Genomic DNA, 17,283 nt, shown 5'->3' with positions numbered 1-17,283 from the left:
TTTTAAGCCTACAAAGATAAAATATTGGAGGTAGCATTCAAATAATGCCCCATATTTTGTACATTTAAAAACCATTAACTAAAACAACTTATATTTATGAAGATCGTAACCAGATTACTATTAGCACTATTGCTGGTAGGGTTTATTTCCTGCCGCGACACTAAGGCTGAGGAAGAAGAGGCCCAAAAAGCAGTAGAACAAATTGAAGCTGTTGAGAAAGAAGCCGAAGAGATTTCAGAAAAAATTGACCAAGAAGCTGGTGAATTAGAAGAAGCCCTAGAAGAGTTAGACAGTATTTAAAACCCCTTACAACATGAAAACATTAAAGTACCTCGTATTATCAGTGCTATTTTTATTTGCCATCAATACTTCTTTGACTGCCCAAAACAGTTTGGGCGATGCCAAGGGAACCGTAGATAAGAAAACCGGACAGGTAAAGCAAGAAGCAGATAAAGCAAAAAAAGATGCCGAAGACCGTGCAGAGAAAATGAAAAAGCACGGACAAGAAAAAGTAGATCAGGCTAAGAACAACTCCAAAGATGTAGAAGAAAAATACAACGCGGTAAAGTCTCAATACAAAGAGAAGATCGCCAATGCTTCTACGGCTGAAGAGAAGAAAAAGTTGGAAGCCGAGATGATGGAAACGTTACGCGCCATCCGCGAATCTGGGAAAGATGCTGGCACAGAAATAAAGAAAGGAGCACCGACAGATGCTAACATTGATGTAACCAAGGAAGCCAAAGAAAGAACTGCCAAAGCAAAGGAAGAGGCAGAAGAGAAGGCGAACGAAGCAGATGAAAGTGCCAGAGAAGAAGTTAAGATGACCAAGGAGTACGGTATGAATCGTGCTAATCAGGCCAAAGAGAAAATGGTCATGCGTCAAGAATCCCTTAACAAGAAGATGCAACTTATCGATAAGGGTAAGTCGAGAATTAGAGCCGCTACAGATAGAGTAGATGCAGCCCTTGCCAACGGAGACATTACCGAAGACGAGGCAGCGGCTAAGCGAATGAAAATTGCAGCAGCTCAAGCGCGTTTGGACAAACTGCAAAGTTCTGTGGACGCTGGAAAAGCTACTTTCGAAAAGCAGAATGCCACCTTGAACGATATGTACAAGGAAGAAAAAGGAAACTAGGATAATCATCCTATTACGATAAGAGGCGTTATTTTATAGCGCCTCTTTTTATTATTGTTATGATTTAAAATCCAATACGACTATCCTCCTCATGAAAACAAGACTTCCCATACTACTTCTGGCATTCGTATCCTTATTCTCTTGTAATAAAGAACCCGTAAAACCAAAATTAGGTCCATGGAGGGTGGTGCTTGAGGTACAGGATGGAAAAGAACTCCCTTTTATGATCGATTGGAAAGAGGATCTACATTGGGTGGTTAGCAACGCAGATGAGAGAATCGATATTACCGATATTCAAGTAAATGGGGATTCCATTACCATAGCACATCCTGTTTTTGAAGGAGTCTTTAAAGGAGTCTTTACTGCCGATAAGGTGACAGGAAGTTTCATCAAGCCCAGTTTGGATCGCGTTGTTCCTTTCGAAATGGTCCATGGAGATGCCCCCCGCTTTATAGTAGGACAGGTTTCCGACCAGAATGTTTCGGGAAATTGGGAAATGCTTTTTAGTGCACATTCGCCAGAAGACCGCTATATCGCTAAGGGAATTTTTGAACAGCAAGGTGATAAAGTGACTGGCACCATTAGAACCACTACAGGCGATTATCGCTACTTGGAGGGAGTTATGGACGGAAGTACCTTAAAGCTCTCTACCTTCGATGGCGCCCATGCTTTTCTTTTTGAAGCAGAAGTAAAGGACACTATTTTATACGGGAATTTTTATAGTGGCAACCATTGGAAAGAACCTTTCAGTGCAAAGCGTAACGAAACCTACGAACTTCCCGATGAAAATACCCTTACGTATCTGAAAGAGGGGTATGATCGTTTCGATTTTTCCTTTCCGGATACGGACGGTACTATCGTTTCCCTTTCCGATGAGAAATTCAAGGATAAAGTTGTGGTGGTGCAGATTATGGGGACTTGGTGCCCGAATTGCCTGGAGGAAACACAGTATTACACCGAATATCTTACAAAAAATCCTTCTCCCAATTTGGAGTTTATTTCTTTGGCCTTCGAGTATGCGCCAAAGGAAAGAGCCATACGGGGTATAAACAAGCTAAAAACCTCTGTTGGGGTTCCTTATCCCATATTGTTGGCTCAATACGGTAGTAGTAGCAAACAAAAGGCGAATGAAAAGCTCCCGATGCTGAATCATGTTCTTAGTTATCCTACCACTATTTTTATAGACAGGGAAGGAGCCGTGAGAAAAATCCATACTGGATTCAATGGAAAGGCAACCGGGGAGAAGTACACACAATTCACGCAGGAATTCGAAGCCTTTTTAACACAACTTCTTAACGAATAGTTAATTAACATCGATCTTTTTCATTTAACACGCCCGTAACATTATGGGGTAGCGGTTGACAGTACTTTTAAGGGAAACAATCAAATCCAGAAAAATTATGTCAAACGTTTACACGCGCGTGGTTACCTTCCTTGTTCTTCTCTTGGTGACCACCTTCACAGCACATGCACAGATCAATGCTCCGAGAGGAAGTCAGATGGCTACAATATCGCAGACCATAGGAACTTCTTCGGTAGAAATCACCTATTCACGCCCCAGCGTTAATGACCGGGAGATTTGGGGACAGTTGGTTCCCTACGGCCTCAATAATTTGGGCTTCGGGACTTCTACTGCAGCTCCATGGCGCGCCGGGGCCAATGAAAATACGACGATTACCTTTTCCCACGATATGAAAGTAGAAGGGAAGCCCATTAAAGCAGGGACTTACGGACTTCATTTGGAGGTGAATGAAGGGAACAAAGCACGATTAATTCTTTCGAAGAACTCTACTTCTTGGGGAAGTTTCTTTTACGATGCTGCCGAGGACGCCCTAAGTGCCGGCATCACCACGAAGGAGGTGCATCACACAGAAATGCTGACTTTCGATTTCACAGAAGTAACTGCAAATTCGGCGGTAGCAGCCCTTAAATGGGAAAAGAGGGCCTTTCCGTTTAAAATAGAGGTCCCTGTTACCGAAATTGTATTGGCAGATATTCGAAATAGTATGAGGGATCAGCCGGGCTTTAATCGTCAAACATGGGAACAGGCCGCTAACTACTCCTTGAATAATGGAGGTGACCTAAACGAGGCTATGGGTTGGATAGACAATGCCATTGCCGGACAGTTTTTTAGTCAGAAGACCTTCGCCAATCTACAGATTAAGTCGGCCATCCTTGCGAAAATGGGCAAGGAGACAGAGGCAGAAAAACTACTGAATGATAATTTGGACATCGGGTCTGTTTTCGAGGTGCACCAATATGGTAGAACGCTTATAGCCGCAGGAAAGAAAGATAAGGCTATGGATATATTTAAGTACAATGCGAAGAAGAATAAAGATACTTGGCCCGTACATTATGGAATGGCAAGAGCCTATTCCGCACAGGGCGATTATAAGACAGCCTTAAAGCACTTGGAGAAGGCACATGCAAATGCGCCCAATCCTGGCAGTAAAGGCCGTGTAGCAGCTAATATTGAGAAGTTGAAGAATGGCGAGGATATAAATTAGTTGTTGGTTTTTGAGGAAGGCTCCTGTTTACAGGGGGCTTTTTTTATTTAGAATTTGTAGTGGAAGGTTAACAGGTAATTGTCGTTTCCTGATGCAAAGCCAATATCGAAATTATGCTTGGGATATGACGATGTAAATAAATACGTCGTGCTTATGCCAACACTGGCACCTGCAATGACATCCCAAATATCATGGTATCCGTCGGGCCCTTCCATACGGCTAACTCCCACTAGGGTGGCCAGAACGTAAGCGGGCCAACCGTATTTCCAACCGTATCGCCTTTGTATAAAAGACGCCCCGGAGAATGCGGAGGCAGTATGACCGCTGGGGAACGCATCGTACCGGTCTCGCCCTTCGGGGCGCTGTTTGTGAATAAGATGTTTTAAGGAATGCGTTAGGAGCATCGCGCTTCCGTAGGAGAATGCAAATTGTTTGGTCCCTTCATAGTCCTTTTCAATCAAAGTAACCGATAAGGCGGTAATAGGGAGTGCTAATTGTAGGACATCTCCCGTATCTTCCAAAATGAATTCCCATTGTTCATGGCCTCCTTCGTCCACCATATCTTGTGAGAACGAATAGGTTTGGGGGAATAGTAAAAATACCACGTAAAAGATACCCGTTCCAAAACGTCTGAGAATCATAAAGGAATGTATTGGTTAGGGTAGCTTTTGTAATAAGCGATAGTTTCATCATTAAACGACAAAACCTATCATTTAGTATTTTTTTAAATTGATTATCAGCTAGTTAAGTTTCTTTAGGAAATATAATTCCAAATATTCTTGTACTTGGCCAATTGTTGGTAGGTATTCCTAATGGGCGTGTTTTGGGGAAGAGAAAGTTGTGGATCTTCCTTTATTACTTGGGTAGCATAGCCTCGAGCGATCTTAAGAATCTCGCTATCTTTTATAATGTCCGCGATTCGTAAGTTGAGCACTCCACTTTGTTGGGTACCCATCATATCACCGGGCCCTCTCAATTTTAGGTCTACTTCACTTATTTCGAAACCATCATTAGTGCGAACCATGGTTTCCAGTCTAGTTCGAGCATCCGCACTCAATTTATGGCTGGTCATAAGAATGCAATAGCTCTGTTCGGCACCGCGACCAACACGTCCTCGTAACTGATGCAATTGAGAAAGCCCAAATCGCTCGGCACTTTCAATAATCATTACCGAAGCATTGGGCACATTTACCCCCACTTCAATAACCGTTGTGGCAACCATGATCTGAGTTTCACCTTTAACAAATCGTTCCATTTCATAATCCTTATCGGCCGCTTTCATTTGACCATGTACTATAGAAATTTGGTATTCGGGTTTAGGGAATTCCCTTTCAATACTGGCGTAGCCATCCATCAGGTCTTTGTAGTCCATCGCCTGACTTTCTTGTATCAAAGGGTAGACAATATAGACCTGTCTTCCTTTCGCAATTTCGTCTTTTAGAAATCGAAAAACCTTCAATCTATTAGCGTCAAATCTATGCACAGTCTTTATGTCTTTTCTTCCCGGAGGCATCTCATCAATGACACTAATATCCAGATCGCCATAGACGCTCATAGCCAAGGTTCTTGGAATAGGGGTGGCGGTCATTACAAATACATGTGGCGGATGTATGTTCTTGTGCCATAGCTTACTACGTTGCGCTACTCCAAAGCGATGTTGCTCATCTATAATGGCCAATCCCAAGTTTCGAAATTTTACTTTATCTTCGAGTAGCGCATGAGTGCCAATAAGTATCTGTAAATCACCATTTTCCAAACTTTCGTGGATTTCTTTTCTTCTTGAAGCTTTGGTTGAGCCTGTTAATAAATCTACTCTGATATTCAATAAGTTACACCATTCTGATAAGTTATTGTAGTGTTGAACTGACAAAATTTCAGTTGGAGCCATTAAACAAGCTTGAAAATCGTTGTCAAGTGCTATGAGCATTGACATGAAGGCCACAATGGTTTTTCCAGAACCTACATCTCCTTGTAACAGTCTGTTCATCTGGGCGTTACTTCCCAAATCATTTCTTATTTCTTTAATAACTCGCTTCTGTGCACCAGTGAGAGGAAACGGTAAATGTGATGAGAAAAAGGTATTGAAATAAGGACCTACTTTTTCAAAAGGATACCCTTTAATTTTTGTTTTGTGAAGTTGTCTTTTCTGTAATAATTGAATTTGAATAAAGAATAATTCTTCAAATTTCAACCGATACTGCGCTCTTGTCAATTTTTCCTGACCTTGTGGAAAGTGCACATTAAAGAATGCTTCACTTTTCGGCATCAATTTCAATGATTTCAAAAGTGGCTCGGATAGACTTTCAGTAATGTTGTTTTTCAGTTCCCGAAAGAGGGTTTGCATGAGTGTATTGATCACTCGATTCGTGATTCCGCTACTACTTAATTTTTCAGTAGACGGATAAATAGGTTGCATGGCAGAACGCAAACTTTTTTCGTGCTGGGCCAATAACTCCATTTCTGGATGTGGCATGGAGTACACTCCATTGAACCAGTTTACCTTTCCGAAGATTACATAGGGTGTATTCAGCTTTAGATTTTCCCTTATCCATTTGTGCCCTCGAAACCAAACCAATTCCATTTTTCCGGTGTCGTCCACAAAAGTAGCCACCAATCTTTTGTTTCTTTTTTGCTCTACGGTTTTAATATGGGTGATCTTACCTACAATTTGAATCTCGGATGAATTACGCTGTAAATCGCCAATTTTATAATAGTGGGTTCTATCTAAATACCGATTGGGAAAGAGATTGATTAGATCCTGAAAGGTATGAATGCCCAATTCCTTTTTAAGAAGGTCGGCGCGATTTGGGCCGACTCCTTTCAAATAATCGATGGGTGTCTGTAAAAATTGGGTATTCATACAACGAATTTACTTAATTTGGCAAAACAATTGTGGTATATCGTTTATGCGGATTTTAGTTTTATTATTCTTTTGTTCCACTATGGTTTTTTCCCAACAAACCGATGTGGTTGACTTCACAAATATTAGTGCTTTGATTGCCCCTGATATTGAAAGTCGTGAAGTGCAGGGAGAGCTTTCGGCAACTTTTAAAATGTTGAAACAGACAGACAGTATTTATTTGGATGCTGTGGCTGCTTCTATTGTGAAAAACGTAACGACAGATATTCAACTCAGGGTTTCCGATGACAAGCTTTGGATGATTTCCAACTTTCAGAAAGATAGTGTCTATGAGGCTAAATTCATCTATACAATGGTACCAAAGAGAGCCATGTATTTCACTTACGATCAAGTTTGGACTCAAGGACAGGGAAAGTATACTTCCAATTGGTTGCCCAGTATCGACGATATGAACGATAAGATTGAATTCGATCTTAAGGTGGTAGCTGAAAAGGGAAAAACAGTTATAGCCAATGGAAGGGATGTTGAGCATATAGGCGCGGGAAACAATACCATTTGGTCTTTCGATATGGAAAAGCCTATGTCGAGTTATTTGGTGGCCTTCGCCATGGGTGACTTTGTAAAAAAGGAAATACGGTCCGAATCTGGGATTCCTATAGAATTGTACTTGCGACCCGAAGATTCCTTGAAAATGGAACCGACCTATCGCCATACCAAAGAGATATTCGATTTTTTTGAAAAGGAAATCGGCGTTCCCTATCCCTGGCAAAACTACAAACAAGTACCCGTTCGGGATTTCCTATATGCCGGGATGGAGAATACCACCGCTACCTTATTTTCGGAAGCCTTTGTGGTAGATAGCATTGGATTTCACGATCGAAACTATGTAAATGTGAATGCCCATGAGTTGGCTCACCAATGGTTTGGGAATTTGGTGACCGAAACTGAGGGGAAACATCATTGGTTGCATGAAGGATTTGCTACTTATTATGCCCTATTGGCCGAACGCCATTTGTTTGGGGACGATTACTACTATTGGAAACTCTACAATACGGCAGAGCAGTTACGTTCCATAAGTGATCAAGGGAAGGGACAATCGTTGTTGAATCCCAAGGCGAGTTCGTTAACCTTCTACGAAAAAGGGGCTTGGGCACTGCATATATTGAATGAATTGATCGGGGAAGAGGCTTTCAAAAAAGCCATAAAGAATTACCTTGAAAAGTATCAGTTTAAAAATGTAACAACAGACGATTTCCTAGCCGAGGTTCGGGCTGTTAGCAGTGTAGATATTTCTGCATGGGAAAAAGATTGGTTGAAACAATCGGCATTTAAGGCAGAGCAGGCCTTAAATTCATTAACGAATAGTGAATTCTTAACCACTTATTTTGAATTGGTTTCCCTGCGTGAGATGACCATTTCGGACAAAAGCAAACTATTGGAACAAGCCCTACAATCGGGCAACGATTATCTGGCAGAGGAAGCTGTGATTCAATTAGCACTGGAAAAAGGGAAAGAGGTCGAAGCACTCTATGAAATGGCATTTAAAGGAAATACTACCACTCGTCAAGCGATTGCCTTGTCTATGGAGCCTCCGGTTTCGGAAGCGCTTAAGAGCGCATATGAAACTTTACTGAAAGATAAGTCGTATACAACTCAAGAAAGTGCCTTGTATATTTTATGGGCTTCGTACCCTCAGGAACGGGCGCGTTATCTGGATGAGATGAAATACGCGCATGGATTTCAGAACAAAAATATCCGATTACTGTGGTTGGCATTGGCATTGAGTACCGAGGGCTACGCTACTTCTGCCAAACCCTTGTTTGAGAAAGAGCTTCGTAACTATTCGCGTCCCGATTACAGCTATGAAATTCGGGAAACTGCATTTCAATACATTTCTTCTTTAGGGAATTGGAATGAAGAGGTGATAAAGAACCTTGTAAACGGATGTACCCACCACTATTGGCGATTTAGGGACTATTGCAGGGAATTGCTCGATGAGTTGTTAAAAAGTGAGGAACTGAAGCAATACCTACAAAGCAAAAAAGATTCTTTTTCCGATAGGGAGAAAGCCTATTTGGAGCGGGTACTATAAAAAAGCTGCCCGTTGGGAAACGGACAGCTCTCCACAATCAAACTGTATGGAAAACATACAATTTGCAATCAAAAGCAGGCGATTATTCTACCAGCAATTTTCCAGTATGCGTATTCCCAGTGGTATCCTGAATAGTTACCAGATACAGTCCACTGCTTAAGTGGGAAACATCGATACGGGCTTCGCTAGCGGTTCTCGTTAAGCGTTCTGCAACTACTTTTTGACCGTTGATGCTAGTGATTTGCACACTCGCGATTTCGTTGTTCAGTAAGGAAATATTCACCTCATTATCTACTGGGTTTGGATAAATGCTTACCATGCTATCACTATGTGGCCCCTGATCTCCTAGGATACCTCCATAAGTACCCAACCAAGAATAGATGAATTCGATATCCTCGTCGCTAAGCCCACCTTCGGCCGGGTTAAGACCATTGTTGTAGATGAGTTGGTAGGTAAATCCATCATCGGTACAGTCCTCACAACAACTTGGCGTGGTAAGTCCAACCAAGTACATGGTATCCTGTGCAAATGGGAATCCTGGGAACGTGGTGGTCAAATCCCAATTCGGTCCTGTAGATGGTGGGTTGAACAAACTACTTCCTAGGGTGTCGTTCCCCCATCCATAAGGAGCGGCCCAATCGATCGTAAAGGTTCCTCCAGAGAAACTGGAAACGGTTAGTACAAACCAATAGTATGGATCTTCACAAACTGTAGGATCGTATGGCAATACGTCGTCTCCTGTAGCAATGGTGTTAATAGACCCAGTTACCATTTGCGGGGATCCTTGATGCTGCACAGTAATGCTCAACATAGGATCCGCCAATTCCTGAACCGAAATGTCGTCTATAGCAAGGTCGTTTCCGTCTCCTAAGGAATCCTCGTTCAACAAAATCTGGAAGTTAATTTCATCCTGTCCGCGGAAGCAGAAACTCAAGTTTTGCCAGTCACATGGATCGCTAGGATCGGTATTGATGGTGGCTGTTTGGGTAACTCCATTGGATAGCTGTACTGTGATTTCAGGAAGAACATCGAATGTACACTGTGGCATGTTCTTGAAATTCGCACAGAATCGGTATTCCTTTTCACTTTCGAAACCGGCGATGGTCTGTTCCCAGATTACACTTTGCGAACCGGAAGGCTGGTTGGTCAATCCGTTCACCAATAAGTACATATCGTTATTCGCATAGGCTGTAGAATCTACACAGAAAGAATGATCGGTAATAGTAGCACCAAAGGCGCTAGCGTTATCGGTTACATCGTACTGGCTTGGGAAGGTAGCAGGATTCTGGGTGTAGTCACTACCGAAATCTACATCACCAAATTCGAAGTTTCCGTTGGTCACCATATTCTCAGATTCATCACAACAGTAAGCACCTTCGTTAGTCGGCTGGTTCGTTAAGGTACTATCGCATTCCTCGCTGATACAAATATTGTCAATACCGAAACGCTCGTCTCCGCTGGCTACATCTACCGCATATCCTAACGAACCTACATTTTGAATCAAATTGTCCCAGTCTGCAGCACTTCCTGTGTTAATTACCCATTGTCCATCGGCATTACTTGGTAGCACGCCACCACTGCTCAATTCGATTGGAGCACAAATACGTACCCAGCCCAAAGAGGGATCTACAGGAACATTTAGAACAAACGTGGCTCTAATTGTTGAATTATCGGGATCAGTTCCCGAATAGATACTTAAGGAACTTCCTGTAAGGGTTCCGGTAGCGATTAAAAAGGTTCTGAAGTCATAACAGAAGCATCCTACACCACCTACTTGATCGATCCAGTTACCTGAATAATCTACCGGATTGAATATGTAACTAGAACCATTGCTACAAGCAGTATCGTCTAAAAACAGATAAAAATCACCTGTTCCGTTTTGGCTGTTAACGTCTTGGTAATTGATATCCGTATGCTTCACTCCCCAATTGTTCAGGAGGCTATACGTTGGAGATCCTAAGCAGCCATTCCCCACGGGACTGGTGGTGCTAAATTGATCGAAAGTTTCACAGAATGGGTTCTGTGCATGGGTAAGGGTGGCTAGGGATAAAAACAGGCCCAATAGCCATACCTTTTTAGTTAGTTGAATAAAGGTTTTCATGATTAATTCGATTAGTTACCTACTCTTTTCTTACGGGCTTTTCGGTTTACGCCCTTGTGGATGTATATTTCGAAATATGGAACAAAGATCCTTCTGAGGCCTTGTGAATTCAAGGGTTGCTGAACGGGAAAGTAGGGGGCGCTACCCTCAAAATGAAGGGGAGGAGTACCCTTCTTGAAAAGGGGTGAAGACCCCTTTTCCTACAAATTTAATTTGGATACTTTTACACCCAACCTAAAAAATTTCAATTATGAATCCTAAACGATTATCTATCAAAAAAGAGACGGTTCAGTCTGTAAAAACGGACCTGAATCCTGTCGAAAATCCTGGTAAATCACGCAATCGTGTGATACGCAGGTATGAGCGATCTGGAATGCCGCTTTCGCATGACAGAGCCAAAGATCTTTATGTTCGCTATAACGAGGAAATAAAGAGCGATTTGGAGAACAGTAGAAATGAGCGTTTGCCCAATGCAGCCGGTTTCCAAGGGACGGAATATGTTTGGATAAGCAGAAAAAGACTTAAATTGTATTTACGATTTCTAAAGGAACTGGAAGCGTTGAATCCAGATCAACCAGAAATTACAGGAGTAAGCCTTTATTTTGGAAGAATTGGTTACGAAGATGACAATGTATATGAAGGCTCGGGAGAACCTGAAGAAGTAGGGGATGAGCCACCTAAAGTAGGGGATTATAGAGGAAGACATACCTTATTCATGGCCCCAACGATTCGAAAGGAAGAAATTGAAGGACCTGAAATGTTGAAGCACAAGGCCTTTTATGTAGATTCAGAGTTTACCGAAGGTTTTGAGAGGTATATTGGTAATTTTGAGGTATTGCCTTTTCTTGAGGAAGTTCCGTTTGCTGGAGGAGGAACCGAGGGTGGAGATCCAGGGGATGACGATGGAACCTCCCTACTCAGTAATGATTTAAACAACATGCCACCCATGTCCAGCTAATAAAACCTTAATGATCGATATGATAAGTGATATTTTCCGGGGGATGCATATGATAAGCTATCTTCAAATCATCACAGCTTTAATAGGTGTTCTTAATTATAGGAAATTCAAAGATTCCCCCGTAAAGTATTTCATCTGGGCATTTGTCTACTTTGCATGTAACGAATTTTTTGCCACATTTTACGGAAGGGTATTGGCAGAAGGATATAATGCGATTGTTTATAATATCTATTATTTCGTTTCCTTTTCCATTTTGGGATACCTTTTCTATACGAGTATAAAGAATAGGCGTTTCAAGCTTTTTCTGAAGTTGATGTATGCCGTTTATATTGCGCTTATTCTCATCGACGTATTCGTCTTAAAGACAGATTACCATACCAAATACCAAGTATGGCCTTATATCATTGCAGGCATAACGATATTGGTGTGTATTCTTTTCTTTTTCTATGAAGCCCTAAATTCAGAAAGTGTTGTAAAATTGGATAGGAACTTGATGTTTTGGATAGGAATTGGCTATTTTTTCTATTATTTGGCCATGGTCCCTTTTAAGGTAAGTAAGAATTTCTATGCCATTAATCGCGAGTTTTATTATCTGTTTAAATTACCGATCATTATGACCACGGTACTTAATATTTCACTCATCATTGGATTCTTATGGAGCCGAACGCAACAGCAGAACTCATAGTTTTCATATCCATACTATTGGTGGCGGGACTGTTTTTGGTGCTGTTGTTCGTCATTTTCATTCGGAGGAAGAATGTACTCATTAGGAAAAGTCAGGAAGAGAAAGAAGCCTTCGAAAGGGAATTGGCCGAGGCACAGATAGAAATTCGAGAGGAGACCTTACGTAATATTAGTTGGGAATTACATGACAATATTGGTCAGGTAATGACTTTGGCCAAGGTAAAGGCACAAAACGCGGGGGACAATCCAGAAAAAATGAAGCAGGCGGCTAGGCTCATTGGAGATGGCTTGGACGAACTACGGGCTTTGTCCAAAATGATCAACCCAGAAACCATCCGAAAATTGAGCCTAAGGGAAAGCGTACAAATGGAAATAGATCGCTTCAATAGAATGCGGTTTATTGATGCAAGCTTAACAATACATGGGGAAGTGGTCGATGTTAATGTGAAGGACCAATCCATCCTTTTCAGAATATTACAAGAGTTCTTTTCTAACACCATAAAGCATTCGCAAGCTACCGAACTGAAAGTTGACATGTATTTTAAAGGGGAGAATCTCATCATTAAAGCCTCCGATAACGGAGTGGGATTTAATGACTCTGAGTCGTTTACGGGCATAGGGTTGAAGAATATGGCAAGCCGGGCCAAATTGATAAAAACAGATTTTTCCATTCAATCCGAAGAAAATGTAGGAACAACCCTAACTTTGGAGTATCCACTAACCAAAAATCAAGTATGAGTACAAAAGTTGTAATTGTAGACGATCATTTTTTATTGGCACAGGCCATACAGGAATTGGTGAATAGTTTTGAAGGTTTTGAAACCCTTTATCTCTGTAAAAATGGAAAGGAATTGATAGAGAAGATGAAGTTTCCCGCTAATGTGCCGGACATTATCCTTATGGATGTGAACATGCCAATACTGAATGGGATAGCCGCAACCAAAATCATTAATGAAACCCATCCCAATGTCATTGTACTAGCACTGTCTGTAGAAGTGGATGAAGACATTATTTTGGGAATGCTTCGTGCTGGAGCCAAAGGATATTTGATGAAGGACACCGAAAAGGAGCAATTACAGGAAGCTTTGGAGCAGGTGATACGCGAAGGATACTACCACACGAATACCATTGCCAAACTGTTAGTAGGGAGTTTGGTGAAACCCAAGGAAGGTGTTCAGCTCAAAGAACGCGAGTTGGAATTTATTAAGCATGCCTGTACAGAAATGACCTATCGCGAAATCGCAGAGGCCATGTTCTTAAGCCCCAAAACCATAGAAGGGTATCGGGATTCACTCTACGAAAAATTGAATATCAAGAATAGGATTGGCTTGGTGCTGTATGCCATTCGGCATAAGCTCTTCGTACCTTAAACAAACAATTCTGCCACCTCTTTTTTAATATAGGCCAATGCCTTTTGTGAGGGAGTTACCTCCTCCATGAAATTGCGCAATAAATACTCGCGTAGTTTGTCTGCATTGGCACCTTTTTCGTGCATTACCGCTTGGCGAATAATATGTATCGTGGCATTTTTTGCTGCACTGATCAAATCCCAGCATTCTGGAGTCACATAGATTTGTTGGGTGACATTGTGTTCAAACTCCTGTTCTATATTCTTAATAAGGAGTTCTTCATACTTGTCAATATCGTCCGAAAAGGGCTTAACTCTAATGAGTATCTTGTTGGGGTCAATGCGTTCCAACAACAACGTTAAGCGTTCATAGGCCTGTAGACGTGCCGGAAGCATTTTGTTTTGAGCTTCTTTTTGTACCAAATAACGCCTTCTGCCTTCTTCGTTGGCGATGTGTCCTTTAAAAAAATAGTAAGCAACAATACCTACTACCAGTGCAGGTAATAGGTAAGAGGCATAGCTTAAGACTTGAGTCATTTCTTCCATGGGATAGTAACGTTGTTTTAGTGGTTGTTCGTATGGGACTTGTTATAGTTGCCGCCTAAAAATACACAATCTTTTAAATCCTGCATATTTGTGAATGGTACGGTATCTTTTTCGTACATGTAAGTACGGCTTAGTTCTTTGGAAAGGTTGTGGTCGTCTACATTCATTTCAATATCGGTCATATTGAACTGGCAGGGGTGTTCGTGCCCTGCTGCGTGGGTAATCTCTACCAATTCCTTTCGGAAGGTTTTAAAGTATTGTGCCAGTCGCTCGCTTTTCAATGGAATATTGATCCCATTTTGCAACCACTTACTCTGGGTTGCCACGCCAGTGGGGCAGCGGTTGGTATGGCAAATTTGAGCTTGGATACAACCAATGCTCATCATCGCCTCTCTAGCTACATTGATACAATCTGCCCCCATGGCAAAAGCCATGGCAGCTTTGGCGGGAAAACCAAGTTTCCCACTTCCTACAAATACAATGCGATCGGTAATATTACGCTTCTTGAATATCTTGTAAACGTCGCTAAACCCATATACCCAAGGGAGGGAAACATGGTCCGCAAAGCTGGGTGGCGCGGCACCCGTCCCGCCTTCACCTCCGTCCACAGAAATGAAATCAGGGCCTGTACCTCGTTCGACCATAAGATCAGCCAATTCCTTCCACTGATCCAATTTCCCGATGGCTGCTTTTATTCCTACGGGTAGTCCCGTAACTTCAGCAATGGCTTCAATGAAGTCCATGAGTTCCGGTACGTTCGAGAAAGCCGAATGATTGGGAGGGGACAAAACGTCCTTTCCAATTTCAACCCCACGAATGGAAGCTATTTCTTTGGTGATCTTGGCTCCGGGTAGGACACCTCCTTTTCCCGGTTTAGCGCCCTGAGATAGTTTTATTTCAATGGCTCTAACAAAGGGATTGTCGGCCACTAACTGTTTCATCTTCTCCATGGAAAAATTTCCTTCGGCATCGCGTACGCCAAAATATCCGGTTCCGAAGTGAAATACGACATCACTTCCTGTGCTATGGTAGGGGGAAAGTCCCCCTTCACCCGTATTGTGGTAGGCCCCGGCTATACCGCATCCTTTATTTAGGGATTCTACGGCCTTGGCACTTAAAGAGCCAAAACTCATGGCAGATACATTAATCACGGAAGCGGGACGATACGGTCTTTTTCGCTTGTTGTAACCTCCCATCACCTTGGCGCAGGGAAGAAAACTTTTGTCAAGTGCATTGGGATGGTTTTCGCCTACTTTAAAAGGCATCATGGCATTATTGATGAATATATGTTGATGGGCATAAATATCCCGATCCGTTCCAAAGCCTTCGTAGTTGTTTTCCTTTTTGGCCGAAGCATAAATCCAGCCGCGTTCTATTCGGTTGAACGGGAGCTCTTCTCGATTGTTTGCTACAAAATATTGCCGCATTTCCGGACCAATACTCTCAAACATATAACGAATATGTCCAATGATTGGGAAATTGCGCTGAATCGTATGTTTACGCTGTAGTATATCCCTTAGGGCTACGATTCCCAAAACAATCAATACCCAAGCCCACCATGGGATGGATTTCACGATTTCAATGACAGCGTCCATAAAGTGCTTTGTTTTTAGTTGGCCAAATAATCGATTGCGACTTGTGTCATAGCCTTTACCCCTAGTAACATACCTGCATCGTCAATTTTGAAATCGGGGGTGTGGTGTGGAAAGGGCTGGGTATTACCAGGAGTCATGCCACCCAAGAAGAAGTAGAATCCAGGAACCACTTCTTGAAAGTAGGAGAAGTCCTCTCCGCCTGTGGTTGCTTTCATCAAAACTACTTTGTCCTTACCTGCTACGTTCTGTAGGGTCGGTAGCATTTGTGCGGTTAAGTCGGGATCGTTATAGGTGACTACAGTATTGTTTTGCCAGTCTATGGTGGCACTTCCGCCATAAGCTTTGGCAATATCACTGGCCATTTCGGTCATACGACGCATAATAAGTTCACGCATTCTAGGATCTAGGGTACGCACTGTTCCAATCATTTCGGCACTTTCCGGGATGATATTGAAACGAACCCCGGCCGTTATTTTTCCAACAGTAATTACGGCAGCTTCTTCTACAAGGGGAGATTCACGGCTAATAATGGTCTGGAAACCATCAATAATCTTGGCCGAAATAAGAATGGGGTCTACACCCGACCAAGGTGCCGATCCGTGGGTTTGTTTTCCTTTTACGTTAACTACAAAGCGTTCTACGGCAGCCATGGTTCCACCGCTTTTGTATTTTATGGTTCCTACTGGAGTACCGCTATTAATGTGCAATCCAAAAATGGCATCCACATCTGGGTTTTTCAGAACGCCTTCTTTAATCATTAATTTGGCACCTCCTTCTTCGCCCGGTGGCGGGCCTTCCTCGGCAGGTTGAAAGATGAACTTAACCGTGCCTTTTATTTTGTCTTTGTGCTTGGATAGTACTTCGGCCACACCCATAAGAATCGAGATGTGTGTATCGTGTCCGCAGGCATGCATTACACCCGTTTCTTTATCCAGAAAGGTGGTCGTTACTTCACTTTTAAACGAAAGATCATTACGTTCGGTAACGGGTAATGCATCGATATCGGCACGCAACGCTACCACTTTCCCTGGCTGATCTCCCTCTAAAATACCTACAACCCCTGTTTTGGCGATCCCTGTCTGGACGGTCATGCCCAAGCTCTTCAAATGATCGGCAATTTTTTTGGCTGTGTTGAATTCCCTATTGGAAAGCTCTGGAAATTGATGGAAATGGTGCCGCCAATCGATTACTTTAGATTCAATCGCTTCAATGTCTTTCAAAATATCATTATCCATTTGCGAGTACCCCGGTCCGGCAAAGCATAGGGCCAAGCAGGAAATAACAAAAAATCTTTTCATAAAATAACAGTAAATGGTTCTTGGGAAACGTTTGAGTTCCGCCTCTAGTCGGTTTATGGAAACAGCTCCAATGTGCTAAAGATATTCAAAATTTTCAGCAACTCCAACGTGCATTGTTTGTTTATAAATTCTGAAATTCACTGTTATTCTTTCCCCTTA

General features: G+C 42.3%; 15 protein-coding genes. 9 read left to right on the top strand and 6 right to left on the bottom strand.

What is annotated here, in order from left to right; all coding sequences use genetic code 11:
* The first annotated feature begins 96 nt into the window (after positions 1–96).
* The 4 genes from POV27_RS12685 to POV27_RS12670 all read left to right on the top strand — a co-directional run bounded on the left by POV27_RS12685 (position 97) and on the right by POV27_RS12670 (position 3,642).
* On the top strand, positions 97–300 hold the full coding sequence (locus POV27_RS12685; protein WP_272863146.1) for a hypothetical protein: 204 nt from the start codon (positions 97–99) through the stop codon (positions 298–300).
* 13 nt (positions 301–313) lie between these two features.
* Complete coding sequence (locus tag POV27_RS12680) at positions 314–1,135, top strand: hypothetical protein (protein ID WP_272863145.1); 822 nt, start codon at positions 314–316, stop codon at positions 1,133–1,135.
* 91 nt (positions 1,136–1,226) lie between these two features.
* The gene (locus POV27_RS12675; protein ID WP_272863144.1) at positions 1,227–2,438 is read left to right on the top strand and encodes a peroxiredoxin family protein; all 1,212 of its coding nucleotides are present in this window, start codon (positions 1,227–1,229) and stop codon (positions 2,436–2,438) included.
* 97 nt (positions 2,439–2,535) lie between these two features.
* Positions 2,536–3,642, top strand: coding sequence for a DUF2911 domain-containing protein (locus POV27_RS12670; protein WP_272863143.1), 1,107 nt, complete (start codon positions 2,536–2,538; stop codon positions 3,640–3,642).
* 47 nt (positions 3,643–3,689) lie between these two features.
* Here the strand turns inward: POV27_RS12670 and POV27_RS12665 are convergent, their stop codons facing one another.
* Complete coding sequence (locus tag POV27_RS12665; RefSeq protein ID WP_272863142.1) at positions 3,690–4,283, bottom strand: phosphatase PAP2 family protein; 594 nt, start codon at positions 4,281–4,283, stop codon at positions 3,690–3,692.
* A gap of 113 nt (positions 4,284–4,396) precedes the next feature.
* Positions 4,397–6,502: an ATP-dependent DNA helicase RecG gene (gene recG, locus POV27_RS12660; RefSeq protein ID WP_272863141.1), complete on the bottom strand. Its 2,106-nt coding sequence runs from the start codon at positions 6,500–6,502 to the stop codon at positions 4,397–4,399.
* An 82-nt stretch (positions 6,503–6,584) separates the two neighbouring features.
* Here recG and POV27_RS12655 point away from each other — a divergent pair, with 82 nt between their 5' ends.
* Positions 6,585–8,594 carry a M1 family metallopeptidase gene (locus POV27_RS12655; RefSeq protein WP_272863140.1) on the top strand — a complete coding sequence of 670 codons (2,010 nt, stop codon included), beginning with the start codon at positions 6,585–6,587 and terminating at the stop codon, positions 8,592–8,594.
* Positions 8,595–8,676: 82 nt separating this feature from the next.
* Here POV27_RS12655 and POV27_RS12650 read toward each other — a convergent pair whose 3' ends face one another.
* Positions 8,677–10,695 (bottom strand): T9SS type A sorting domain-containing protein, encoded by a 2,019-nt coding sequence (locus POV27_RS12650; protein WP_272863139.1) that lies wholly within the window; start codon positions 10,693–10,695, stop codon positions 8,677–8,679.
* Positions 10,696–10,945: 250 nt separating this feature from the next.
* On the opposite strand from POV27_RS12650, the gene POV27_RS12645 reads away from it, so the two are divergent.
* Genes POV27_RS12645 through POV27_RS12630 form a run of 4 tightly spaced genes read left to right on the top strand, consistent with a single transcriptional unit; the run spans position 10,946 to position 13,707 of the window.
* Entirely contained in the window at positions 10,946–11,653 is a 708-nt protein-coding gene (locus POV27_RS12645; protein WP_272863138.1) for a hypothetical protein, read from the top strand.
* A 10-nt stretch (positions 11,654–11,663) separates the two neighbouring features.
* Positions 11,664–12,338: a hypothetical protein gene (locus POV27_RS12640; RefSeq protein WP_272863137.1), complete on the top strand. Its 675-nt coding sequence runs from the start codon at positions 11,664–11,666 to the stop codon at positions 12,336–12,338.
* The gene (locus tag POV27_RS12635) at positions 12,308–13,075 is read left to right on the top strand and encodes a sensor histidine kinase (protein WP_272863136.1); all 768 of its coding nucleotides are present in this window, start codon (positions 12,308–12,310) and stop codon (positions 13,073–13,075) included. The genes POV27_RS12640 and POV27_RS12635 overlap by 31 nt, the downstream gene beginning before the upstream one ends.
* Complete coding sequence (locus POV27_RS12630) at positions 13,072–13,707, top strand: response regulator (RefSeq protein ID WP_272863135.1); 636 nt, start codon at positions 13,072–13,074, stop codon at positions 13,705–13,707. The genes POV27_RS12635 and POV27_RS12630 overlap by 4 nt, the downstream gene beginning before the upstream one ends.
* Here the strand turns inward: POV27_RS12630 and POV27_RS12625 are convergent.
* Genes POV27_RS12625 through POV27_RS12615 form a run of 3 tightly spaced genes read right to left on the bottom strand, consistent with a single transcriptional unit; the run spans position 13,704 to position 17,124 of the window.
* On the bottom strand, positions 13,704–14,231 hold the full coding sequence (locus tag POV27_RS12625) for a DUF7935 family protein (protein ID WP_272863134.1): 528 nt from the start codon (positions 14,229–14,231) through the stop codon (positions 13,704–13,706). The genes POV27_RS12630 and POV27_RS12625 overlap by 4 nt on opposite strands.
* Positions 14,232–14,248: 17 nt before the next feature.
* Complete coding sequence (locus POV27_RS12620; RefSeq protein ID WP_272863133.1) at positions 14,249–15,826, bottom strand: FMN-binding glutamate synthase family protein; 1,578 nt, start codon at positions 15,824–15,826, stop codon at positions 14,249–14,251.
* 14 nt (positions 15,827–15,840) lie between these two features.
* Positions 15,841–17,124: an amidohydrolase gene (locus POV27_RS12615; RefSeq protein WP_272863132.1), complete on the bottom strand. Its 1,284-nt coding sequence runs from the start codon at positions 17,122–17,124 to the stop codon at positions 15,841–15,843.
* Between the last annotated feature and the right edge of the window lie 159 nt (positions 17,125–17,283).

It is taken from the genome of Aureisphaera galaxeae (assembly GCF_028561275.1).
Classification (GTDB): Bacteria; Bacteroidota; Bacteroidia; order Flavobacteriales; family Flavobacteriaceae; genus Aureisphaera; species Aureisphaera galaxeae.
Note: the sequence above shows the minus strand (reverse complement) of the source record. Positions and strands in the feature narration are given on the sequence as shown.

Excerpts from the sequence above, each read along its gene's own strand:
- POV27_RS12685 (WP_272863146.1), top strand. The coding sequence starts at position 97 with ATGAAGATCGTAACCAGATTACTATTAGCACTATTGCTGGTAGGGTTT.
- POV27_RS12680 (WP_272863145.1), top strand. The coding sequence starts at position 314 with ATGAAAACATTAAAGTACCTCGTATTATCAGTGCTATTTTTATTTGCC.
- POV27_RS12675 (WP_272863144.1), top strand. The coding sequence starts at position 1,227 with ATGAAAACAAGACTTCCCATACTACTTCTGGCATTCGTATCCTTATTC.
- POV27_RS12670 (WP_272863143.1), top strand. The coding sequence starts at position 2,536 with ATGTCAAACGTTTACACGCGCGTGGTTACCTTCCTTGTTCTTCTCTTG.
- POV27_RS12665 (WP_272863142.1), bottom strand. The coding sequence starts at position 4,283 with ATGATTCTCAGACGTTTTGGAACGGGTATCTTTTACGTGGTATTTTTA.
- recG (WP_272863141.1), bottom strand. The coding sequence starts at position 6,502 with ATGAATACCCAATTTTTACAGACACCCATCGATTATTTGAAAGGAGTC.
- POV27_RS12655 (WP_272863140.1), top strand. The coding sequence starts at position 6,585 with ATGGTTTTTTCCCAACAAACCGATGTGGTTGACTTCACAAATATTAGT.
- POV27_RS12650 (WP_272863139.1), bottom strand. The coding sequence starts at position 10,695 with ATGAAAACCTTTATTCAACTAACTAAAAAGGTATGGCTATTGGGCCTG.
- POV27_RS12645 (WP_272863138.1), top strand. The coding sequence starts at position 10,946 with ATGAATCCTAAACGATTATCTATCAAAAAAGAGACGGTTCAGTCTGTA.
- POV27_RS12640 (WP_272863137.1), top strand. The coding sequence starts at position 11,664 with ATGATCGATATGATAAGTGATATTTTCCGGGGGATGCATATGATAAGC.
- POV27_RS12635 (WP_272863136.1), top strand. The coding sequence starts at position 12,308 with ATGGAGCCGAACGCAACAGCAGAACTCATAGTTTTCATATCCATACTA.
- POV27_RS12630 (WP_272863135.1), top strand. The coding sequence starts at position 13,072 with ATGAGTACAAAAGTTGTAATTGTAGACGATCATTTTTTATTGGCACAG.
- POV27_RS12625 (WP_272863134.1), bottom strand. The coding sequence starts at position 14,231 with ATGGAAGAAATGACTCAAGTCTTAAGCTATGCCTCTTACCTATTACCT.
- POV27_RS12620 (WP_272863133.1), bottom strand. The coding sequence starts at position 15,826 with ATGGACGCTGTCATTGAAATCGTGAAATCCATCCCATGGTGGGCTTGG.
- POV27_RS12615 (WP_272863132.1), bottom strand. The coding sequence starts at position 17,124 with ATGAAAAGATTTTTTGTTATTTCCTGCTTGGCCCTATGCTTTGCCGGA.